Raw genomic sequence first — 22493 nt, 5'->3', positions numbered from 1 at the left:
CACGCGAAACGAAAGGGCCGTCCGGGCAACCGGGCGGCCCTTTTCGCGTCATTGCAGCAGGAAGCGCACCGACAAGGTGACGGTGACGTCCTTCTCGCCCGGCGCGATCTCGGTCGATGCGGCATCCGCCTTCATCGCGCGCGCCATGAACATCGGTTGCGGCCCCGGTCCGCCGGCATCCTGCCCCGCCTCGGCGATCGAGATCACCCGCGCCACCTTCATCCCCGCCGCCGCCGCATACAGATCGGCCCGCGCGCGCGCCCGCTTGACCGCATCGGTCCGCGCCTCGTCCAGCGCCGTCTCGGGCGTGTCGATCGACAGGTTGGGGCCGTCGATCTGGTTCGCGCCCTGCGCCACCAGCGCATCGAGCACGCTGCCCGCCTTGGTCACGTCGCGGAAGCGGACGCTGACCGTGTTGGTCGCCTGATAGCCGGTGATCGCGGGCGGCTGGCCGTCGGTATAGCGATATTGCGGGCTCAGTCCGACGTTCGACGTGGCGAGGTCGCGCGGCGCGATGCCGGCGCGCTTCAGCGCCGCGAGCACGCGCTGCATCCGCTGCGCATTGTCGGCGAGCGCGGCGGCGGCCGTCGGTGCCTGCGACACCACGCCGGCGCGGATCGTCGCCAGATCGGGCACCCGCGTCGTGCGTCCCTCCGCGCTGACGTCGAGGATCGTCCCCTGCGCCGGCACCAGCGGCTCGACGCTGGTCGCCGCGCTCTGCGCCAGCGCCGCCGTCGGAACCATCATTAGCGCCATTGCTGACAGATATTTCACTTAGTCTCTCCCGTGTTGGTGAACGCCAGGCCGAGCATTTGCCCTGATCGAGGTCAACCCTAGCTGAACGGGCGATCATGTTGCGGACACTGTGCATTTCGGGCATGGCAGCGCCATCGCGCCAGCGGGGGCTTGAGCGTGGTGATTTATTCAGATAACACAGTCGCGACGGACGATGGCCCGGCAGTGGCCGGCACGGGGATGGGACAGGCATGAACGACTATCAGGGTTCGATCGGTCACGAGGAACGGCTGGCTCTGCCGGTTGAATCCGCACCGTCGGGCCGCCGCCGCAAGATCGTCGTCGTCGCCGTCATCGTGCTGCTGCTCGCCATCGTCACCTGGGCGATGTTCGGCCGCAAGAAGGCCGATCCCGCCGCCGGCCAGAAAACCGAGCAGATGCCGACCGTCACCGTCGTCGTCCCCGGCCGCAAGACCGTCGACCGCACGCTGACCGCCACCGGCACGCTCGCCGCGCGCCGCGAGATGCCGGTCGGCGTCGCCGGCGAGGGCGGGATGATCACCCGCGTCCTCGTCGAGCCCGGCCAGTGGGTCAATGCGGGGCAGGTGCTCGCCACCGTCGACCGCTCGGTACAGACGCAGACCGCCGCCTCGCTCGCCGCGCAGGTCGCGGTCGCGCGCTCCGACCAGACGATCGCGCAGGCCGAGCTCGACCGCGCGCAGCAGCTCGTCGACCGCGGTTTCATCTCCAAGGCCGATCTGCAGCGCAAGGCCGCGACCCGCGACGCCGCCGCCGCGCGCGTGCAGGTCGCCGCCGCCAGCCTGCGCGAGGCCAACGCCCGCAACGGCCGGCTCGACATCCGTGCGCCCGAAGCCGGCCTCGTCCTCACCCGCGGCGTCGAGCCCGGCCAGATCGTCAGCTCGGGCAGCGGCGTGCTGTTCCGCATGGCGCAGGGCGGCCAGATCGAGATGCGCGCGCAGCTCGCCGAGGCCGATCTCGCCAGTCTGCACGCCGGCGCGCGCGCGCAGGTGACGCCGGTCGGCAGCGACCGGACCTTCGCCGGCGAGGTGTGGCAGGTCTCGCCGATCATCGATGCGAACACGCGGCAGGGCATCGCGCGGATCGCGCTGCGCTACGATCCGGCATTGCGCCCGGGCGGCTTCGCCTCGGCGACGATCGTCGGCGGCGCCGCGGTCGCGCCGTTGCTTCCCGATGCGGCGTTGCAGAGCGACGACAAGGGCAGTTTCGTGTATATCGTCGGCAAGGACGACAAGGTCGAGCGCCGCAACATCAAGATCGGCCAGGTCTCCGACGCCGGCGTGACCGTGGTGGCGGGCCTCGACGGCAGCGAACGCGTCGTCCGCTCGGCGGGCGGGTTCCTGGCCCCCGGCCAGAAGGTGAAACCGGTCGTCGCGACCGCCCAGCCAAAGGCGAGCTGACATGAGCTTCCGCAACATCTCCGCCTGGGCGATCCGCAACCCGGTCCCGCCGATCGTGCTGTTCCTCGCACTGACGCTGGCGGGGATCGTCAGCTTCATGCGGATGGACGTCAACAACGACCCCGACATCGACTTCCCGGTCGTCATCGTCGTCATCAGCCAGCCCGGCGCCGCGCCGACCGAGCTGGAGAATCAGGTCACCAACCGCGTCGAATCGGCGGTCCGCTCGCTCCAGGGCATCGACGAGATCACCTCCACCGTCACCGAGGGCCAGTCGACCACCGTCGTCCAGCTCGCCATCGGCACGCCGATCGACCGCGCGGTCAACGACACCCGTGACAAGATCGCGCAGATCCGCAGCAACCTGCCCGAAGGCATCCTCGAGCCGCAGATCTTCCGCGCCGACACCACCGACAACGACCTCGCCAGTTACTCGGCGATCGCCAGCGACATGACCGTCGAGCAATTGAGCTGGTACATCGACAATACGGTGACCAAGGAGCTGCTGTCGGTGCCCGGCATGGCCGCGGTCAATCGCAACGGCGGCGTCAGCCGCGAGATCCGCGTCATCCTCGATCCGCTGCGTCTGCAGAGCCAGGGCCTCACCGCCAGCCAGGTCAATGCCCAGCTGCGCCAGATCAACCTCAACGCCGCCGGCGGCCGCGCCGAGATCGCGGGCTCCGAACAATCGGTGCGCGTGCTCGGCAACGCCCGCAACGCCAACGACCTCGCGCAGACGCAGATCAACGTCGGCAACGGCCGCACCATCCGCTTGGGCGACATCGCCACCGTCCGCGATCTCTATGCGGAACAGCGCAGCCGCGCCGCGGTCGACGGCCGTCAGGCGATCAGCTTCGACTTCCAGCGCGCCAAGGGCGCCTCCGACGTCACCGTCTTCAACGAGGCGGTGAAGAAGCTCGCCGACCTCGAGAAGCGCAACCCCAATGTCCATTTCATCCTGCGCTCGAACAGCGTCAAATATACCGAGGCGCAATACGAATCCGCGATCCATGCGATGATCGAGGGCGCGGTGCTCGCGGTGCTCGTCGTGCTGCTGTTCCTGCGCGACTGGCGCGCGACGATGATCTCGGCGCTGGCGATCCCGCTGTCGGCGATCCCGACCTTCTGGTTCATGGAGCTGCTCGGCTTCAACCTCAACCAGATGACGTTGCTCGGCCTCAGCCTCGTCGCCGGCGTGCTCGTCGATGACGCGATCGTCGAGATCGAAAACATCGTCCGCCACATGCGGATGGGCAAATCCGCCTATCAGGCGTCGATCGACGCCGCCGACGAGATCGGCCTCGCGGTGCTCGCCACCACCATGTCGATCGTCGCGGTGTTCATGCCGGTCAGCCTGATGCCCGGCATCTCGGGCCAGTATTTCCAGAATTTCGGCCTTACCGTCGTCGTCTCGGTGCTGATGAGCCTCGCCGTCGCGCGTCTCATCACGCCGATGATCGCTGCCTATTTCCTCAAGAGCTTCGGCCACGCCAGCCACGGCGAGGGCAGGCTGATGGACGTCTATATGGCGGTGCTGCGCTGGACGCTCGACAGCAGCCGGCAGAAGGCGAGCGCGGCGCGCGGCGGCGTCCACCGCTTCACCAGCCGTTGGCGCGATCACCGCATGTGGGTGATGGGCTTCGGGTTCCTCACCTTCATCGCGACGATCCTGATGTTCGGCGCGGTCCCGATGCAATTCTCGCCCGCCGAGAACAGCGACAATTCGACCGCGACGATCGAGATGGTGCCGGGCGCGACGCTCGCCCAGACCGACGAGGTCGTGACGCGGGTCGGCGAGCTGCTGCGGCGCCAGCCCGAGGTCGCCTCGGTCTATACCCGCACCGGCTCGAACGGCGCGGTCAACACCGGCCGCGTCACCGCGACGCTCAAGGAAGACCGCACCGTCACCAGCACCGAATTCGAGCGCAACCTCGCGCCCGAACTCGCCAAGATCGCCGATGCGCGCGTCGGCTTCCGCTCGCAGTTCGGCTGGGGCTCGTCGGGCCGCGACATGACCGTCGTGCTCGGCGGCGACGATCCCGTGCTGTTGCAGAAGACCGCGAACACGCTGGTCGACCAGATGGCGACGCTGCCGACGCTCACCCAGCCGCGCATTTCGGGCAACCTCCAGCGGCCCGAGATCGTCATCAAGCCGCGCTTCGACCTCGCCGCCAATCTCGGCGTGACGACGCAGGCGCTGTCCAGCGCGATCCGCATCGCGACGCTCGGCGACATCGACCAGAATTCGGCGCGCTTCTCGCTGTCGGACCGGCAGGTGCCGATCCGCGTCGCGCTCGATCAGGGCGCGCGCACCGAATTGTCGACGATCCAGAACCTGCCCGTCTCCACCGCGAGCGGCGGGTCGGTGCCGCTGTCCCTGATCGCCGACATCAGCCTGGGCTCGGGCCCGACCCAGATCGACCGCGTCAACCAGCAGCGCCGCATCGCCGTCGGCGCCGATCTCGCCCCCGGCATCGTCTCCGGCACCGCGCAGAAGCAGATCGACAATTTGCCGATCATGAAGAACCTGCCGCTGGGCGTGAACAAGCTGACGCTCGGCCAGGCCAAGTGGCAGCAGGAGATGCTCAACAACTTCGTCGTCGCGGTGATCGCGGGCACCTTCCTCGTCTTCGCGGTGCTCGTGCTGCTCTACCGTCGCGCGCTGCCGCCGTTCGTCAACATGGCCTCGCTGCTCCTCGCGCCACTGGGCGGGCTGATCGCCTTGTGGGCGACGGGCAATCCGCTGTCGCTGCCGGTGTTCATCGGCCTGCTGATGCTGCTCGGCATCGTCGCCAAGAATTCGATCCTGCTGATCGACTTCGCGCTGGAGGAGATGAACAAGGGCGTCGACACGCTCACCGCGATCATCGACGCCGGCCACAAGCGCGCGCAGCCGATCGTCATGACGACGGTGGCGATGGTCGCCGGCATGGTGCCGACCGCCGCGTCGATCGGCAGCGACGGGTCGTGGCGCGCGCCGATGGGCATCGTCGTGATCGGCGGCCTGCTGCTCTCGACGCTGCTGACGCTGGTGATCGTGCCAGCGGCGTTCAGCCTCGCGGTCGGCATCGAACGCTACATCGGCCCCCGCCTCGGCAGCCGCCTGCTCACCTACCGCCCCGGCGACGACGGCAGCACCGTGGTCGGCATCGCCGGCCCCGATCAGCCGAGCATCGCGCCAGTCCCGGGCCGCATCAGCCGCGACGATCCGGGCGCGCAGCCCGCGGAATGACGGGACGGGCGTAGAGTCCGTCCCGCATGATCGTCATCCCGGCGCAGGCTAGGGCCATCGCATATGGACGCTCGTGCAAGCCTGTCGTCTTCCAAGCCCATCCCGTCACCCCGGACTTGTTCCGGGGTCCACCCTGCGGCGAGGAGCAAGGCTTGAGTCGACACCCTTCTCTCGCGGCCCGGTGGACCCCGGAACGAGTCCGGGGTGACGAATTCGGTAGGGAAACCGATCGAGCCTCATCACGCAGCAATATGCGATAGTCCCGCCGCGCAGGTCGGGCTTGGGCCGCAACCTCAGCGTATATGGATCCCCGCCTGCGCGGGGATGACATAGGAACAAGTGGTATCGACCGACGCCGCGCCACTCCAATCGCCCCATCCACTTGAACTTCCCCCGCGCTCGGGGATTGTTTCGCATATGACAGCCTTCCCCCGCGCCAGCACCACCGAGGCGGCACCGCCCGCGCTGGTCCGGATGCGGCGTATCGCCGTCGGCCTGCTCGTCGCGATGGCGGCGCTGTTCCTCGTCAGTCGCCAGCTCGCCCCGACGCACCCCGGCTGGGGGTTCGCGCAGGCGTTCGGCGAGGCGGCGATGGTCGGCGGGCTCGCCGACTGGTTCGCGGTCACCGCCCTGTTCCGCCACCCGCTCGGCCTGCCGATCCCGCACACCGCGATCATCCCGCGCAACAAGGACCGGATCGGTGATACGCTCGCCGCATTCCTGCGCACCAATTTCCTCCAGCCCGCGGTGATCGGCCGGCGCATGCGCCGCGTCGACGTCGCCACCGCGATCGCGCGCTGGCTCACCGATCCGCCCGAGGGGGCAGGGGGCCGTTTCCGCCAGGGCGCGTCGAAGCTCGTCGCGCAGGTGCTCGAAGGGCTCGACCCGCAGCGGCTCGGCGGCATGGTCAAGGCCGGCATCGCCGCCCGGCTGCGCGAGACGGAGGTCGCGCCGATCCTCGGCCGGGTGATGCAGGCGGCGCTCGCCGAACAGCGCCACGCGCCGCTGCTCGACGGCGCGATCCGCTGGGGAGCGAAGGCGCTCGCCGCCAACGAGCATCTCATCCGCCAGATGGTCCACGACCGCGCCGGATCGATCCTGCGCTGGACCGGGCTCGACGAGACGGTGGCGGACAAGCTCATCGCCGGGCTCGACAAACTGGTCGCCGACATGGCCGACGATCCGCAGCATCCGCTGCGCCTCAAGGCGGAGGAGGGGCTCGACCGACTCGCCTGGGACCTGCAATTCGATCCCGCCACCCGCGCCCGCGTCGAGGCGATGAAGGTCGAACTGATCGCCAATCCGGCGATGCAGCGCTGGCTCGACGGGCTGTGGGAGTCGGCACGCGCCGGCCTGCTCCGCATCGCGCGCGATCCCGAGGGGGCGATGCAGGGCCAGCTCGGCGACATGCTGCGCCAGCTCGGCCAGACGCTGACGCAGGACCCGCGGCTGTCGCATACGATCAACCGCTTCGTCCGCCGCGCCGTGGTCGGCATCGCCGCGGATTATGGCGACGGCATCGTCCGTTTGGTCTCGGAGACGGTGCGCGGCTGGGATGCCGATACGATCACCAGCCGGCTGGAGAATGCGGTCGGTCGCGACCTGCAATATATCCGCATCAACGGCACGCTGGTCGGCGGGCTGGTCGGCCTCGCCATCCATGCCGTCGACGTGCTGTTGTGAACCCGCGCTGTCCGGTCAACCCAACCGTCCCGTATGATAAACGCCTTGCCGTGGATCGGAACTTGCCGCACAAGCGCAAGCGATGAGCGCCACAGCCGAATTCGAGCAGGACAGCGGCGGAACCCTTCGCTTTTCCGGTGATCTGCTGTTGCGGACGCTCGGCACGCTGCCCGACCGGCTCGACGCGATCAGCGGCCCGGTCGAGCGGATCGATCTCAGCGGCATCGGCCGGATCGACACCGTCGGCGCCTGGGTCGTCCATCGCCTCGCGACCCGCCACGAGGCGGCGATCGAGGGGCTCGACGAGGACGGTTGCTATCTGCTCGATTCGGTGGTCGCCGCCGACCGTCCGGTCGCACTGGCCCCGCATGCGCGCAACGCCTTCAGCAAGATGCTCGGCGAGATCGGCGATGCGGTCATCATCACGCTGCGTACGCTGTACGGCCTGCTCGGCTTCATGGGCGCGACGACGATCGCCTTCGTCAACGTCGTGCGTCATCCCAGCCGTTTCCGCTTCAACGCGACGGTGCACCGGTTCGAGGTGGTCGGCGTCCAGGCGCTCGCCATCGTCGGTCTGATGAGCTTCCTGATCGGCATCGTCATCGCCCAGCAGGGCGCGGTCCAGCTCCGCCAATTTGGGGCAGAAGTATTTACCATTAATCTGGTCGGCCGGCTCACATTGCGTGAACTTGGTGTACTTATGACCGCGATCATGGTCGCCGGCCGCTCCGGCTCGGCCTTCGCCGCGCAGCTCGGCACGATGAAGCTGACCGAGGAGATCGACGCGATGCGCACCATCGGCGTCTCCCCGATGGAGGCGCTGGTGCTGCCGCGGACGATCGCCGCGGTGCTGCTGATGCCGCTGCTCGGCTTCTATTCCTCGCTGATCGCGATCATCGGCGGTGGCCTGCTCGCCTGGGTGTCGCTCGACATCCCGCCGGTCACCTTCATCCAGCGCATCCGCGAGGTCGTGCCGATCACCGACCTCTACATCGGCCTCATCAAGGCACCGGTGTTCGGTGCGATCATCGCCATCGCCGGCTGTTTCCAGGGCATGCTGGTCGAATCGGACGCCGAACAGGTCGGGCTGCGCACCACGTCGGCGGTGGTGCAGGCGATCTTCCTCGTCATCGTGCTCGACGCCTTCTTCGCGGTGTTCTTCACCTGGGTGGGGTGGAACTGATGGCGCAGCGCGAGCCGCAGGACGACGCACCGATCATCCAGGTGCGCGGCCTCAAGAACGCCTTCGGCGACGCGGTCGTCCACGACAATCTCGACCTCGACGTGCGTCGCGGCGAGATCCTCGGCGTGGTCGGCGGCTCGGGCACCGGCAAGTCGGTGCTGATGCGCTCGATCATCGGGCTGCAGACGCCGGTCGAGGGCGACATCACCGTCTTCGGCGAACCGACGATCGGCCGCGAGGAGACCGAGGCGACCGACATCCGCAAGCGCTGGGGCGTGCTGTTCCAGGGCGGCGCATTGTTCTCGACGCTGACCGTCGCCGAGAACGTGCAGGTGCCGCTGCGCGAGTTCTACGGCGACCTCAACCCCGCGCTGATGGCGGAGATCGCCGCCTACAAGGTGGTGATGACCGGCCTGTCGCCCGACGCCGGACCCAAATATCCCGCCGAACTGTCGGGCGGCATGAAGAAGCGTGCCGGCCTCGCCCGCGCGCTCGCGCTCGATCCCGAATTGCTGTTCCTCGACGAGCCGACCGCGGGGCTCGACCCGATCGGCGCGGCGGCGTTCGACGGCCTCACCAAATCGTTGCAGAAGACGCTGGGGCTCACCGTCTTCCTGATCACCCACGATCTCGACACGCTCTATGCGATCTGCGACCGCGTCGCGGTGCTCGCCGACAAGAAGGTGATCGCGGTCGGCACGATCGACGAACTGCTCGCCCTCGACCATCCGTGGATCGAGGAATATTTCAAGGGGCCGCGCGGCCGCGCCGCGATCGCGACCCAGGAAGCGCATGCGGACGCGTCGCAGCATCCGACCGAAGTGAAGACGCAGCAGATCGCGGCAAGTCCGGCCGCCGCCACCGAACCGGCCGAACCGGCCCGACCCCCTGTAGGGACCGACTGATGGAAACCCGTTCCAACCATGTGATCGTCGGCGCGGTGGTGCTGATCCTGCTCGCCGCGCTCGCGATCTTCACGATCTGGATCGCCCGCCTCGGCGGTGCCACCGAGCGTGAATACGACATCTTTTTCAAACAGTCGGTCGACGGTCTGGCGAAGGGATCGACGGTCACCTATTCCGGCGTTCCCACCGGCCAGGTCAAGACGATCGCACTGTGGAAGCCCGATCCGCAGTTCGTCCGCGTCCGCGTCACCGTCAACGAGGAGACGCCGATCCTGCTCGGCACCACCGCGACGATCCAGGGCAGCTTCACCGGCACCAGCACCGTCGCGCTCGACGGCGCCCGCAAGGGCGCGCCACCGATCGTCTGCCCCGAGCGTGCCGATGCGACGCAATGCCCCTATGGCGTGCCGGTCATCCCGACCAAGCAGGGCGGCATCGGCGCGATTCTCAATTCGGCGCCGCAGCTGCTCGAGCGGCTGTCGACGCTGACCGAGCGGCTGACCGGGCTGCTGACCGACCGCAACCAGGCGTCGATCGCCGGCATCCTCGAGAATACGAACCGTCTGTCGGGCGCGCTCGCCGATCGCGGGCCGGAGATCGCGGCGACGCTGGCGCAGACGCGCATCGCGATCCAGCAGGCGGGCGACGCCTCGCAGCAGATCGGCAAGCTCGCCGAGACGACCAACGGCCTGCTCGCCGAGGACGTCAAGCCGACGATGCAGAACCTCAACAAGGCGATCGCCTCGGCGCAGCAGAGCGCCGAGACGCTCAACTCGGCGATCCAGGACGCGCGGCCGGGCCTGCAGACCTTCTCCAAGCAGACGATACCGGAGGCGAACCGGCTGGTCCGCGACCTGCGCGTCACCGCGACGGCGCTGTCGTCGATCGCCGACAAGGTCGATCAGGGCGGCGCCAGTTCGCTGATCGGCCAGCAGAAGCTCCCCGATTACAAGGGCAAGTGAGATCATGAAGACCAAGCTTCTCCTCCTCGCCGCGGCGCTGCCGCTCGCCGGCTGCATCAGCTTCGGCGCCAAGCCGCCGCCCTCGCTGCTGACGCTCGACGCGACCTCGGCGCCCGCGGTCGGTGCCGACCAGAATTCGGCGAAGACGCGCTCGATCACCATCCAGGTGCCGTCGACGCCGACCGCGATCGCCGGCGGGCGGGTGCCGGTGCAGGCGACCCCGACGACGATCGCCTACGTCAAGGACGCGTTATGGGCCGAGCCGCCGGCGCGGCTGTTCGCGCGGCTGCTGTCAGACACGGTGTCGGCGCGCAGCAACATGGTGGTGCTCTCGACCGTCCAGTCGATCGCCGACCCGAGCGCGACGCTCGCCGGCGAATTGCGTCGCTTCGGCCTCGACGCGACGACGCGCGAGGCGGTGGTGACCTATGACGCGTCGCTGACCCGCGCCGGCAAGGAGACGGTCGAGAAGCGCCGGTTCGAGGCACGCGTACCGGTGACCGCGATCGACGCGGCGAGCGCCGGCCCGGCGATCAGCCAGGCGGCCAATCAGGTCGCGGTCGAGGTCGCCGCCTGGGTCGCCGCGAGCTGATCGGCTAGCGCGGCGTGCGCCGGACCGCCGGCAGCACGTCGCACACCGCCGCGCCGCCCAGCCCGACCGTCGGCGCGTCGGGGGTTTCGCGCTTGGCCACCGCGGCGGCGAACCGTGGATTGTCGGCGCTGCGATACTGGAAATGCGGCCGGTCGCCCGCGGCCATGTCGCTGACCAGCCGCACCGAGACGATCGGCAGCCGCTCCGCCGCGGTCGCATAGACGCCCATCGCCGCATCGCTGCGCGGCAGGCCCGACAGATACCCCATCCCCTCGACGATCCGCCCGACGACGGTATAGTTGCGATCGAGCCGCCGCGCCGACTGGCCGATCGGCGTGAACAATTCGGCACCCGAGCCGGTGCTCGGCAAGGCGTCGCGCGCGACGCCGACCATGCCGTAGCAATGCGTCAGCCACGCCTGCCGCCCGTTGGTCGCAACCGGCCAGCCGTCCGCGGTGATGCCGCTCGCGGTCGAATAGCTGTCCGCCTTCGTCATCCGTACCGCGGGCCGGAAGGCGGCGATCTCGAACTCGGCGGCGGGATGATCGGTGATGCCGGCGGGCAGCGGCTTCTTCTCGGTGGCGTCGCCCCATTGCGCCACCCAATTCTCCTGCACCCGATAGACGCTGGCATCGTCCCACCAGCGCGCCCGGGCGAGCGTGCGGATGTTGGCGACGTGCGCGGGGGCGAAGCCCGGCGCGAGCCGGATGACGACCTGCTTGCCGGTGGCGAGAGTCATCACCAGCAATTCGTCGTCGGGCACCGCGCGCCAGTCTGCCTCGACCGGGTCGGCGGGGGAGGCGGCGGGGGCGGCCTGGGGCGGCGGCGCGGCGGCGAGAAGGAGCAGACTCAGCATGGCCGCGAGACTGGCCCAGGCGCGCCGATCACGCAATCACTTGCAGCCCGGATGCGGACCGGCTACGCGCGCCTTTCCAGGACATGCGGAGCGGTGGCCGAGTGGTCGAAGGCGCTCGCCTGGAAAGTGAGTATACGTCAAAAGCGTATCGAGGGTTCGAATCCCTCCCGCTCCGCCACTTCAGTCCCAAGCTGGGCACGCCGATTGCCGCCGATTTCCCGCTGGAAACGGCGGAGAGCGTGCGCAGCAGCTCTCCCTTCGATCCCATGATGCGAACTTCGGTCTCTGCGACCTCGACCCGCTGGGCGAAGGCACGCAGATGATCCCGCCGATAGCCGCCCCCATCGAGCCGGATGCGCTGGCGCGCCACGTCGGCGAATCGACGCACCGTGGCGGGTGTGACGGCCTGATTGCCCGAGCTTTCGAGCATGGCCTGCGCCCGTTCGGCATCGACCTGCGCCTGGTCGCGGAGCGCCTTCAAGCCGGCGATACGGTCCTTCAGCGCTGGATCGGAGATATCGGCGACGCCTGATTCGATCGCGTCATAGAGGCGCTTCAGGCGCAGGTCGGTCTCGGCCGCACGGCGGTTCAACTCGGCGATATGGTCCTGCCGCCGTTCGGCCCGCTCGTGCCGGCGGTCGAGGACGGAGGCCAGCACCTCCTCCAGCCGGTCGGGCTGGAGCAGCCGGTCCTCGATATGGCTGGCGACGATCGTGTCGAGCTTCTCCATCGGGATCGAGCGGCCCGAGCAGCCGGTCTCGCCCTGCCGCGCCTTGATCGAGCAGGTGTAGTAGCGATAGCGACCGCCCTTGCCGGTGCGGATGGTCATGGCTCCGCCGCACTTGGCGCAGAAGCAGATGCCGGTCAGCAAGGTCGGGCCGCTGACCACGCGCGGCGGCGTGACCTTGGGATTGCGGGCTTTCAGATGCGCCTGCACCGCGTCGAAGGTTTCAAGGTCGATCAGCGGCGGCACGGGAACCGTCACGATCTCGCTGACGGGCTTCAGTTCCTTGGTCTTGGAGCGCTTGTTGAACTCGTGTTCGCCGATATAGGTGCGCCGCGTCAGGATGCGGTGAAGCTGGCCGATGCCCCAGCGCCCGCCGTCTCGGGTGAAGATGCGGCGCGCGTTCAGATGGCTGACGATGGCTTTGACGCCCATCGAGCCGGACATGCCGTTCCCCTCCAGCGCCAGCCGGTAGATCAGCCGCACGGTGTCGGCGTGGAGCGGATCGATCTCCAGCTTCTTCTTAGTCTTCGTCCCGCGCTGCTCGGCCGCGACGATGCGATAGCCGATGGGCGGCAGCGCGCCATTCCAGAAGCCCTGCCGGGCGTTCTCCTTCAAGGCGCGCATGACGTGCTTGCCGTTCTCCTTGGACTGATACTCGTCGAACAGCGCCATGATCTGGCGCATCATGACGTGCATCGGGTCGTCGCCCATCTCCTGGGTGATGGAGACGAGCTTCACCCCGTTCTTGGCCAGCTTGCGGACGTAGAACTCCAGCTCGAAGTGATCGCGGAAGAAGCGGCTGAACGAGTGGACGACGACGATATCGAACGGTGCGGGCTTGGACGTGCCCGCTTCGATCATGCGCTGGAACTCGGGGCGGCGATCGTTGGTGGCGGTCGCGCCCGGCTCGACGTAGGTGTCGACAAGCTGATAGCCACGCGACAGACAGTAAGCCTCGCCCTGGCGCTTCTGGTCGGGAATGGAGACGTCATGCTCGGCCTGACGCGCGGTCGAGACCCGAAGATAGAGGGCGGCGCGCGTGGCGACCATGGGAGCTTCTTTATTCATGGTCGGTCTCCTTGCGGCGGGATGGCTGGCGGCGCGGGCCGGTCAACGCCAGTTCCAGCACGACGCGATCGTGGATGAGCTTCGGTGCAAGCTTGCGACCATCGCGCTCCATACGGATCAGGCCGTAGCCGATCATGGCTTTCAGGGTACGGGAGAGGTTGGACTTCGCACGCCCGGTCAGTGCGGCCAGAGCGTCGAGCGAATCCGGCTTTTCGTGCGCGATGACGCGCAGCATCTCGCGATTGGGAGCCGACAAGACCTTGGCGAAGGATTCCGTCGAGACGAACCAGGCAGCCGGATCACCCGGCGACGGCTTCTCCTCCCCCCGCGCAACGCGCTGCGTGCGGGCCTTCATCTCTTCGGGATCGGCTATACCGACCTTCAGCGTGGTCACGGGCGTGGCCTCCCTTGGGGCGCTTGCCGACCGACGAAGGTGTCAAAACGGCGAACCAGATACTCGCCGATATAGTTATCATACCGACGCAACTTTAACAAGCGAAAACGGCGCAGCCGCGCCTATCCGCGATGCGCGAACGCATCATGTAGACGGTCCGAATATCTCGTCGAAGATGTCGCCGAACCATGCCTCGAACAGGTCGATCTCAGCCTCCGTCACCGGCACGCGCTCGGGCCAGTCGTCGGTCACGGTCCAGGTTTCGACGTCATGCTTCGGCGGCCGGCCGATGCGCGGGGCCGGCGTCTCGATGTCGTCCTGCGGGATATAGTCGTAGAGGTCGTCGGGCAGAGCGCCGGACACGATACGGAGCCGGCGTTGCGGGCGATCAGCGGCGCGCCGGGACATGGGAATCGCGTTCTGTGAGATGACCAACCGTAACGACACCTGACCCTTCATCCTGATGCTGGCCTTCGCCCTGACGCCGCGCAATTCTCCCAGCATCGGCGGTTTGCGCTGACTGTGAAGACGGCGCGCTGCGATACCTCGATCGGGTTTCGCGATCGGTCACGCGAACATGGGCGGCCCTCGTCATCATGATTGCCCACCCCTGCCGGAGGGCGTGATCCGCCGCGCCTTCGCGAACGCCCGATCGGTGGCGATGAACCGCTCCAGCATCGGCACGATCAGGCGAACGGGATCGGTCGGCGGATGGTTGTTCTCGCGGCCGAGTACGTCGGCATAGGCCGTGAGGTCGCGATGCAAGTCGGCGGGCAATTCCACCGTCACCTTCACCGGCTTGTCGTCGGCGATGGGGCCGAGCTTCAGCTTGGTCATGGCGTGGCTCCATAGGGTTCGAGCACGAGATCGCGGGTGACGATGACCCGGACGGGGAAGCCCGGCCGGATGGTGAGCGTCGGGGCGATATTGAGCTGGCGCTGGACGATCTGCCGGCCTGTCTGGGCGATGCTGTCGGAAGCACCGTCGCGGATGGCGCTGAGCAAATCGCTTTCGTCGCTGGACGATCCCGTGTTGGCGCCGATGCTGAGCAGCGTCGAGAGCGCCGCCGCCTTGAACAGTTCGCCCCAGTGATAATCGACGCCATCCTCGAGGCCCGCATAGCCTTCGGCGTCCGCGCCCGGCTGGCGTTCCAGCACGATCGAGCGGCCGTTGGGCAGGATGAGGCGGTTCCAGACCAGCAGGACACGGCGTTGCCCGAAGCCGACGCCATTGTCATACTGGCCGATCAGCCGGGTGCCCTGCGGCACGAGCAGGATGCGGCCGGTGGGGCTGTCATAGACGTTTTCCGTGACCTGGGCGGTGATCTGGCCGGGGAGATCGGAGCGGATGCCGGTGATGAGCGCCGCCGGGATCACGGCACCTGCCTGAAGCACGTTCGGCGAGGCCGGTGCGGCGACACGATCGGGCGCGACGGTGCGCTTGTCGGGCGTCTGGTTGAGGAAGGCGAGTTGGCGGTCCTGCGCCGAAGGTGTTGCCGGCTGTGGAGCCAAGCCAAGGCTGGTCAGGTCCGGCATTGGCGGCGTGGTATTGGTGGTCGTGGCCGCCGGTGACGTAACGTTGCGCGTCTCTGTCGATGCGAACAGCTTGCCGGTTCGCGCCGCTTCGATTTCCTGAAGCCGGCGCTGCTCTTCGGCGCTGAGACCCGGTGGAGTCGCGGCGGGTGTGCCAATGCCCGGCGCGGGCACGGGCTGACCGCGGTTCTGGGCGTCGAGGATCGGTCGCCCGAGGTCGCCCGGCAAAGCGGGTCCGAGGATCGGGCCGGTATAATCCTTCGGCAGACCATTGAGCCCATCGGCGGTTGCACGGTTCTCGGTCGAATGGAGTTCGACATTTCCGCCGCCGCCATCACGGGTCTGGAGCGCATAGATCAGCGCGCCGCCGATCCCGGCGCTGGCGACCAGGCCGAGACCGATCAGCACCTTGCGCGACAGGCGGGTAACGCGCGGCGGCTCGGCGCGCAGGCGCATGGGCGCGACCGGCTCCCCGGTCAGCGGCTTGGCGTCATCGTCATCCGTGTCTGGCGTCGGCCCAGGCTTGGCGCTGTTGTCGGGATCGATCTCGCTCACGATGCCGGCCTCCCGTCGGTTCGGGTGATGCGGACACGGCGCTGGGTGTCGCCCGTGCCGAAACGCAGTTCGGCGGCGGCGAACAGCCGGTCAACGATCATGTGCCGACCGCGCACCCGGTAGTTCACGAGCTCGGAGGTGTCGCCCTCGGTGCCGACGACGAACAGCGGCGGCATCTCGCCCTGGGCGATGCCGCGCGGGAACTCGATGAACACCTGCCGACCATCGTCGAAGGCGCGCAAGGGCCGCCACGGTGCCCGGTCGCCCTCGATCGCATAGCGGAAGTTGACGTTGGCGAGATCGACGCCGCTGGCGATCGGCTGCGCGGCCTCGGCCTGTTGGTTCTGGCGGCGCAGCGCGATGAGCTGATCCTGCGGATACTGCCAGGACACCGAGGCCATATAGGTCCGCTCGGTCGAGCGCAGTTCCATGTGATAGGTGCGCAGGTTGGTGTTGATGATGAGGTTGGTCATCAGCTCGGCCCGGGTCGGCTTGACCAGGATATGGACCTGTTGCGTTGCGCCGGAACCGCTGAGCGTATCGCCGATGATCCAGCGCACGGTGTCGCCGGCCGCAACGGGTCCGGAACCGACGAGGGTTTCGCCCGGCTGGAGCGCGATGTCGGTGATCTGGCCGACGGCGGTGTAGACCTGATAGAGCGCGCCGCCGGTATAGGGATAGACCTGCATGGCGTTGATGAAGCCGTCGCGCACCGGCTGGATGCGCGCGGCGGCATTGGCCTGATTGACGCGGGCGGCGGGATCGATTGGTTCTGGCGCGCGGCGGGATTGCTCCACCGGCTTCATCTGGCCGGGCACCGGCAAGGGTCGTGGCAGTTCGACGACCGTCACGGGCGATGGGGCATCGACAGTCTGCACGACCGGCATGGCATCGTCGTAGGCGATCTCGGGCGGCTTCTGCATCGTGGCGCAGCCGGCGAGCATCGTGGCGGAGAGCAACAGAACCGCGAATGCGGCTCTACGCTTCCGCGGCTTTGCGGGAATACGGTTCGCCGGAGATCCGGCGGTCAGTTGAGACGGCCGGATCATTGTCCAAGCTCCTTCGACCAGTTGATGGCGTTGATGTAGATGCCGAGCGGATTGGCCCGGAGTTTCTCTGCGTCGCGCGGGGCGACGACGGCGATGGTGAGGATGGCGGTCCAGCGCTCGGTGGAAGCGAGGCTTCCGTCCTGATAGCGGCGCTCGACCCAGGCGACGCGGAACGAGTCCGGTGACGCCCGGATGACGGACGACACATCGACGGCGACCTGTTGCTTGCCGACCTTGGTGAAGGGGTCGTTGACGCGGGCATAGTCATTGAGCGCCATCGCGCCGCGATCGGTGGTGAACTCGTAAGCGCGCAGCCAGTTCTGCCGCACGATGATCGCATCGGCTGGAATGCTGCGAACCTGCTCGATGAACCGCGCGAGGTGCCAGGCGATCTGCGGATCGGTCGGACGGTAGTCGGCGACGGCCGGTGCGATGGCCTGCGCCTGCCCCAGCCTGTCGACCTGCACGACCCACGGCACGATCGAGCCGTTGGCCGATTGCCAGACCAGCGCGCCGGATAGCCCGGCCGACAGGATCAGCGAGCCGAAGGCCATCAGCCGCCAGTTCTTCGCCTGCACTCGGGCGGAGCCGATGCGGTCGTCCCAGACCTGGGCAGCGCGTTGGTACGGGGTCTCGGGCTGGGGCGTCTTGCCATAATGGGTGGAAGGTCGTTTGAACATCAGCGGTCGCTTTCGGAGAGGTTGACGGAAGAGCCGCCGCCGTGGCTGTCACCGGATTTGACGGCATGGGCGGCGGCCTGAATGCCGTGCGAGGCCTGCTGGCCGCGCTTCATGCGCTTGGCCCATGCGGGCGGTCCGCCGGCGCTGGCGTGAGATGAGGATGATGCGGACGGTGATCCGGCGGCGTCATCCGGTGCGGCCTCGCCGCTGACAGCGCGTTCACCGGCCTGGAAACTGTCCTTCATGGACGCGGCGGCGCGTTTGAACGGACTGGCGATGGCGGCTCCGGCATTGGACGCGCCGGTGCCGGCGACGCCGGATGCGCCGCCCGCGCGATAGGCGGCGGTGGCGCCACCCGCCAGCGTCGCACCGCCTCGGGCGGCAGCGGCAGCGCCACCGGCGAGAGCAGCCCCGCCGGACGCGACGGCGCCGATCACCGCGCCACCGGCGGCGACCATGCCGCCTGCCGCCAGACCCGTGCCGATCGCCGCACCCGCACCAAGCTGCGGGCCGCCGGAGACGAGGCCGTTGGCGATGCCGGGACCGAAGATGCCGAGGCCGAGCAGCGATAGCGCCGCCAGCACGATCGCCATGGCGTCGTCGATCGTCGGCGCGGTGCCGCCGAAACCGGCGGTGAACTGGCTGAACAGGGTCGAGCCGATGCCGATGATGACGGCCAGCACCAGGACCTTGATGCCGCTGGAAATGACGTTGCCCAGCACCCGTTCGGCCATAAAGGCGGATTTGCCGAACAGGCCGAACGGGATCAGCACGAAGCCGGCCAGCGTCGTCAGCTTGAACTCGATCAGGGTGACGAAGAGCTGGATGGCGAGGATGAAGAAGGCGAGCAGCACCAGCGCCCAGGCGAACAGCAGGCAGGCGATCTGGATGAAATTCTCGAAGAAGGAGATCCAGCCCATCAGGCCGGAGATCGATTCGAGCAGCGGCCGTCCGGCGTCAAGACCGACCTGCGCCACCTTGCCGGGGCGAAGGAGATCGGCGGTCGTGAACCCCGTGCCCGATGCCTTCAGGCCGAGACCGGCGAAACTCTCGAAGACGATGCGGGCAAGGTTGTTCCAGTTGCCGATGATGTAGGCGAACACCCCGACGAACAGCGTCTTCTTGACGAGGCGGCCGATAATGTCGTCGTCGCCGCCCATCGACCAGAACAGCGCCGCCAGCGTCACGTCGATGACGATCAGCGTCGTGGCGATAAAGGCGACCTCGCCCGACAGCAGGCCGAAGCCGCTGTCGATGTAGCGGGTGAAGACGGCCAGGAACTGGTCGATGACGCCGGTGCCGCCCATGGTCAGCGCTCCTCAGCCACGCCGGGCTCGGCCGGCGCGGTCTGCTTGGTGACGGGATCGGCGTTCGCGGTTGCGGGCGGCGCAGATTGCGGGGCCGTGGGTCGCGGCGACCTGTCGAGACCCAGGAAACGGTCGCGGCTCTCGGCCCAGACGCGCAGGCATTCGGCGTCACGCGCGCCGGCCTCGCCGAGCCGTTGGCACCGGCGCTGTCCCTCGCGCAGCGGATCGGGCGCGGCCGGAGCCAGTCTGGGCGCAACCGCGTTGGCCGGTGCCTCGTCCTGGCGAGTCATCTCGATCGCCGTCGCCGTGACGGCGATGGCGACGAAGATGACCGCGCCGAGGCGCGCGAGGGTCTTGCCGTCCATAGCGCTATCCCCCGTTCAGTTGTTGCCGTTGTTGAACATCTGGGCGTTGCCGGGCTGGTAGCCCGTGCCCGGCGTCAGGAAGCGGCGACGCTGCTCGCGGCCCTGTTCGGCCGCCGCCGCGCGTTCGGCCTCGGTCAGCGCCTGCGCCCGGCCGTTGGCGGCAATGAGCGCGGTGAGATCGGCGAGCTGCTGGGCCTGGAGCGCAAGAAGCTGGTTGCCCGCCTGCGTCGCCTGGAGCGCGCCGGTGGCGGACTGGCTCGATCCGACCAGCGCCGACATCTGGGCGCGGTTGGTGTCGATATTGCCGACGACGCCGGCCTGCACCTTCATCGCGTCCTGCAAGCCGCCCACGGTATTTTGCCAGCGCGACCGGGCGTCCGTGACAAGCTGGCTGTCGGACGCCGACATCGAGACATTGCCGTATTGCTGCTGGAAGGCACGATCGATCTGCTGGACGTCGAAGGCGATGTTCTGCGCCTGGCTGAGAAGCTGCTGGGTGCGCTGGACCGACTGCTGCAATTGCTGGAGCGACGAATATGGCAGGCTGGCGAGATTGCGGGCCTGGTTCATCAGCATCTGGGCTTCGTTCTGAAGCTGGGTGATCTGCTGATTGACCGACTGAAGAGTTCGCGCCGCCGTCAGGATGTTTTGGGCATAGTTGGACGGATCGAACACGATGCGGCCGAACTGGGCATGAGCCGGGGCGATGAGCACCGGCGACAGCGCTATGGGGGTGGCGAGCAACACCGCTGCGATGCGGCGCCCGAAAAGACGACGAGAGGTCATGACGAAATCTCCAGGTTGGTGAGGTCGGGAATGAGGTCGGCGGCCCAATCGACGCCGCGATGGCGCAGCCAGGCGGCAAGGAAACCGTCGCAGCCGTGGTCGGCGACGATGCGGGCGATCTGGGTCTGGTCGGTCTTCGAGGATGCGGCGCAGAGCGCCAGCGCCACGTCGCTGAGGCCCAGCTCGAACAGCCGGTTGCCGCGCCGGGACTGGCAGTAGTAATCCCGCTTGGGCGTCGCCCGTGCGAGGATCTCGATCTGGCGGTCGTTGAGGCCGAAGCGCCGATAGATGGCGGTGATCTGTGGCTCGATCGCCCGTTCGTTGGGGAGCAGAAGCCGGGTTTGGCAGCTCTCGATGATGGCGGGTGCGATGGCAGACCCGTCGATGTCACTGAGCGACTGCGTGGCGAAGATGACGGACGCGTTCTTCTTGCGCAGGGTCTTCAGCCACTCGCGGAGCTGGCCGGCGAACCCTTCGTCATCAAGGGCCAACCATCCCTCGTCGATGATGATGAGCGTCGGAGAACCGTCTAGCCGGTCGCCGATCCGGTGAAACAGATAGGCCAGGACGGCGGGTGCGGCCTCGGTGCCGATCAGCCCCTCGGTCTCGAAGGCCTGAACGGTGGCGGAGCCGAGATATTCGGCCTCGGCGTCCAATAGGCGACCGTGCGCGCCGCCGACGCAGTAGGGTCGCAGCGCCTGCTTCAGGTCGTTGGATTGCAGCAGGACTGCAAGGCCGGTGATGGTGCGTTCGCCGACCGGCGCACTGGCAAGCGAGGTCAGCGCCGTCCAGATGTATTCCTTCACCTCGGGGGTGATGGCGACGCCCTCACGGGTGAGGATGGCCACGATCCAGTCGGCGGCCCAGCCGCGTTCGGGCACGTCGTCGATGCGGGCGAGCGGTTGGAGCGACACGCTCTCAGCGCTGCCGTCACTCAATCCACCGCCGAGATCATGCCAGTCGCCGCCCATGCCGAGCGCGGCGGCCCGGATCGAGCCGCCGAAGTCGAAGGCGAATACTTGCGCACCGGCATAGCGCCGGAACTGAAGCGCCATGAGCGCCAGCAGGACGGACTTGCCGGCGCCGGTTGGGCCAACGATGAGCGTATGCCCGACGTCGCCGACGTGAAGGGATAACCGGAACGGGGTCGAGCCTTCGGTCTTGCCGAACAGCAGTGGGGGCGCTGCAAAATGCTCGTCCCGTTCCGGACCCGCCCACACCGCTGAAAGCGGGATCATGTGGGCGAGGTTCAAAGTGGAAATCGGCGGTTGCCGGACATTCGCGTAGACATGGCCGGGCAAGCTGCCGAGCCAGGCGTCCGCCGCGTTGATCGTCTCCGCCATCGCCGTGAAGTCGCGGCCCTGGATGACCTTCTCGACGAGGCGCAACTTCTCGTCGGCGATACGGGGATCGTCGTCCCAGACCGTCACCGTCGCCGTGACATAGGCGAGACCGGCATAGTCGGCGCCGAGTTCCTGCAGCGCCATGTCGGCGTCGGCGGCCTTGTTGGCGGCGTCGGTATCGACCAGGGCCGAGGCCTCGTTGGTCATCACCTCCTTGAGGATGGCGGCGATCGACTTGCGCTTGGCGAACCACTGCCGCCGGATCTTGGTCAGCAGTTTGGTGGCGTCGGTCTTGTCGAGCAGGATCGCTCGGGTGGACCAGCGATAGGGAAAGGCCAGCCGGTTCAACTCGTCGAGCAGGCCGGGCGTCGTCGCGGTCGGAAAACCGACGATGGTCAGGACACGCAGATGCGCCGAACCCAGACGCGGCTCCAGCCCGCCGGTGAGCGGCTGGTCGGCGACGAGCGCATCGAGATAGATCGGCGTCTCGGGCACGCGGACGCGGTGACGATGCTTCGAAACGCAGCTATGCAGGTAGGTCAGGGTCTCGGCGTCATCGAGCCAGACGCATTCCGGCATGAAGCCTTCGACCAGTTGCAGCACACGGTCGGTGCGATCGACGAAGCCGGTGAGCATCTCGCGGCCATCGACGCCGGAGCGCTCGCGGCCCTCGTACAGCCAGGTCTCGGCGCGGGCGGCGTCCTCGGCCGGCGGCAGATAGGTGAAGGTCAGGAAATAGCTGGATTCGTAGTGCGATCCGGCTTCCTCGAAGTCCGCCTTGCGCTCGGCATCGACCAGTGCCGAGGCGGCATCGGGAAAGCTGCTGGCGGGATAGGACGACGCCTCATGGCGCTGCGCCTCGACGAAGATCGCCCAGCCCGATCCCAATCGCCGGAAGGCGTTGTTCAATCGCCCGGCGACCGCGACCAGTTCGGCCGGCACCGCCGAATCCAGATCGGGACCGCGAAACCGTGCGGTGCGCTGGAAGCTGCCGTCCTTGTTGAGGACGACGCCGGAGCCGACCAGCGCTACCCAGGGCAGGAAGTCGGCGAGACGGGTGGCGGCGCGGCGATATTCTGCGAGGTTCATCATGGTGAGCG

At 67.9% G+C, this 22493-nt stretch carries 20 protein-coding genes, 1 tRNA gene and 1 pseudogene; 9 read left to right on the top strand and 13 right to left on the bottom strand.

Annotation, left to right across the window (positions count from 1 at the left end):
- Positions 1–48 precede the first annotated feature (48 nt).
- Positions 49–747: an SIMPL domain-containing protein gene (locus AC07UH_RS17055; RefSeq protein ID WP_495181275.1), complete on the bottom strand. Its 699-nt coding sequence runs from the start codon at positions 745–747 to the stop codon at positions 49–51.
- Between the two features lie 239 nt (positions 748–986).
- Between AC07UH_RS17055 and AC07UH_RS17050 the strand changes: the two genes are divergently transcribed.
- The 7 genes from AC07UH_RS17050 (at position 987) to AC07UH_RS17020 (ending at position 10731) form a co-directional block, all read left to right on the top strand.
- Positions 987–2174, top strand: coding sequence for an efflux RND transporter periplasmic adaptor subunit (locus AC07UH_RS17050; protein ID WP_495181276.1), 1188 nt, complete (start codon positions 987–989; stop codon positions 2172–2174).
- A 1-nt stretch (position 2175) separates the two neighbouring features.
- Positions 2176–5406 carry an efflux RND transporter permease subunit gene (locus tag AC07UH_RS17045; RefSeq protein ID WP_495181277.1) on the top strand — a complete coding sequence of 1077 codons (3231 nt, stop codon included), beginning with the start codon at positions 2176–2178 and terminating at the stop codon, positions 5404–5406.
- A gap of 417 nt (positions 5407–5823) precedes the next feature.
- Positions 5824–7089: a DUF445 domain-containing protein gene (locus AC07UH_RS17040; protein WP_495181278.1), complete on the top strand. Its 1266-nt coding sequence runs from the start codon at positions 5824–5826 to the stop codon at positions 7087–7089.
- Positions 7090–7171: 82 nt separating this feature from the next.
- Positions 7172–8272: an ABC transporter permease gene (locus AC07UH_RS17035; protein WP_495181279.1), complete on the top strand. Its 1101-nt coding sequence runs from the start codon at positions 7172–7174 to the stop codon at positions 8270–8272.
- Complete coding sequence (locus AC07UH_RS17030) at positions 8272–9177, top strand: ABC transporter ATP-binding protein (protein WP_038665469.1); 906 nt, start codon at positions 8272–8274, stop codon at positions 9175–9177. The genes AC07UH_RS17035 and AC07UH_RS17030 overlap by 1 nt, the downstream gene beginning before the upstream one ends.
- On the top strand, positions 9177–10139 hold the full coding sequence (locus tag AC07UH_RS17025) for an MlaD family protein (protein ID WP_038665471.1): 963 nt from the start codon (positions 9177–9179) through the stop codon (positions 10137–10139). Before AC07UH_RS17030 ends, AC07UH_RS17025 begins: the two co-directional genes overlap by 1 nt.
- 4 nt (positions 10140–10143) lie before the next feature.
- Positions 10144–10731, top strand: a complete 588-nt coding sequence (locus AC07UH_RS17020; protein WP_038665473.1) for an ABC-type transport auxiliary lipoprotein family protein — start codon at positions 10144–10146, stop codon at positions 10729–10731.
- A gap of 4 nt (positions 10732–10735) precedes the next feature.
- On the opposite strand, the gene AC07UH_RS17015 is transcribed toward AC07UH_RS17020, so the two are convergent.
- Complete coding sequence (locus AC07UH_RS17015) at positions 10736–11587, bottom strand: peptidylprolyl isomerase (protein ID WP_495181280.1); 852 nt, start codon at positions 11585–11587, stop codon at positions 10736–10738.
- A gap of 87 nt (positions 11588–11674) precedes the next feature.
- Here AC07UH_RS17015 and AC07UH_RS17010 point away from each other — a divergent pair.
- Positions 11675–11765, top strand: a tRNA-Ser gene (locus AC07UH_RS17010).
- A gap of 141 nt (positions 11766–11906) precedes the next feature.
- Positions 11907–12119: a hypothetical protein gene (locus AC07UH_RS17005; RefSeq protein WP_495181281.1), complete on the top strand. Its 213-nt coding sequence runs from the start codon at positions 11907–11909 to the stop codon at positions 12117–12119.
- 222 nt (positions 12120–12341) lie between these two features.
- Here AC07UH_RS17005 and AC07UH_RS17000 read toward each other — a convergent pair.
- The 11 genes and pseudogenes from AC07UH_RS17000 to trbE form a co-directional block, all read right to left on the bottom strand.
- Positions 12342–13364: pseudogene (locus tag AC07UH_RS17000) on the bottom strand (recombinase family protein); the annotation flags it as partial.
- A 10-nt stretch (positions 13365–13374) separates the two neighbouring features.
- Positions 13375–13776, bottom strand: a complete 402-nt coding sequence (locus tag AC07UH_RS16995) for an HVO_A0114 family putative DNA-binding protein (protein ID WP_495181282.1) — start codon at positions 13774–13776, stop codon at positions 13375–13377.
- Positions 13777–13920: 144 nt separating this feature from the next.
- Positions 13921–14280 (bottom strand): hypothetical protein, encoded by a 360-nt coding sequence (locus tag AC07UH_RS16990; protein WP_495181283.1) that lies wholly within the window; start codon positions 14278–14280, stop codon positions 13921–13923.
- A 90-nt stretch (positions 14281–14370) separates the two neighbouring features.
- Complete coding sequence (locus AC07UH_RS16985; protein WP_495181284.1) at positions 14371–14613, bottom strand: DUF2274 domain-containing protein; 243 nt, start codon at positions 14611–14613, stop codon at positions 14371–14373.
- Positions 14610–15764: a TraB/TrbI/VirB10 family type IV secretion system protein gene (locus AC07UH_RS16980; RefSeq protein ID WP_495181328.1), complete on the bottom strand. Its 1155-nt coding sequence runs from the start codon at positions 15762–15764 to the stop codon at positions 14610–14612. Before AC07UH_RS16980 ends, AC07UH_RS16985 begins: the two co-directional genes overlap by 4 nt.
- A gap of 95 nt (positions 15765–15859) precedes the next feature.
- A complete protein-coding gene (gene trbG, locus AC07UH_RS16975; RefSeq protein WP_495189938.1) occupies positions 15860–16807 on the bottom strand; it encodes a P-type conjugative transfer protein TrbG in 948 nt (315 codons plus the stop codon).
- 101 nt (positions 16808–16908) lie between these two features.
- Positions 16909–17592: a conjugal transfer protein TrbF gene (gene trbF, locus AC07UH_RS16970; RefSeq protein ID WP_495181286.1), complete on the bottom strand. Its 684-nt coding sequence runs from the start codon at positions 17590–17592 to the stop codon at positions 16909–16911.
- Positions 17592–18899: a P-type conjugative transfer protein TrbL gene (gene trbL, locus AC07UH_RS16965; protein ID WP_495181287.1), complete on the bottom strand. Its 1308-nt coding sequence runs from the start codon at positions 18897–18899 to the stop codon at positions 17592–17594. The genes trbF and trbL overlap by 1 nt, the downstream gene beginning before the upstream one ends.
- A gap of 2 nt (positions 18900–18901) precedes the next feature.
- Complete coding sequence (gene trbK-alt / locus AC07UH_RS16960; RefSeq protein ID WP_495181288.1) at positions 18902–19264, bottom strand: putative entry exclusion protein TrbK-alt; 363 nt, start codon at positions 19262–19264, stop codon at positions 18902–18904.
- Between the two features lie 15 nt (positions 19265–19279).
- Positions 19280–20050, bottom strand: coding sequence for a P-type conjugative transfer protein TrbJ (gene trbJ, locus AC07UH_RS16955; RefSeq protein WP_495181289.1), 771 nt, complete (start codon positions 20048–20050; stop codon positions 19280–19282).
- On the bottom strand, positions 20047–22485 hold the full coding sequence (gene trbE / locus AC07UH_RS16950; protein WP_495181329.1) for a conjugal transfer protein TrbE: 2439 nt from the start codon (positions 22483–22485) through the stop codon (positions 20047–20049). Before trbE ends, trbJ begins: the two co-directional genes overlap by 4 nt.
- Positions 22486–22493: the final 8 nt, after the last annotated feature.

It is taken from the genome of Sphingomonas sp. GW821-FHT04B01, from assembly GCF_059420425.1.
This window is presented reverse-complemented; position numbering and strand designations above follow the sequence as displayed.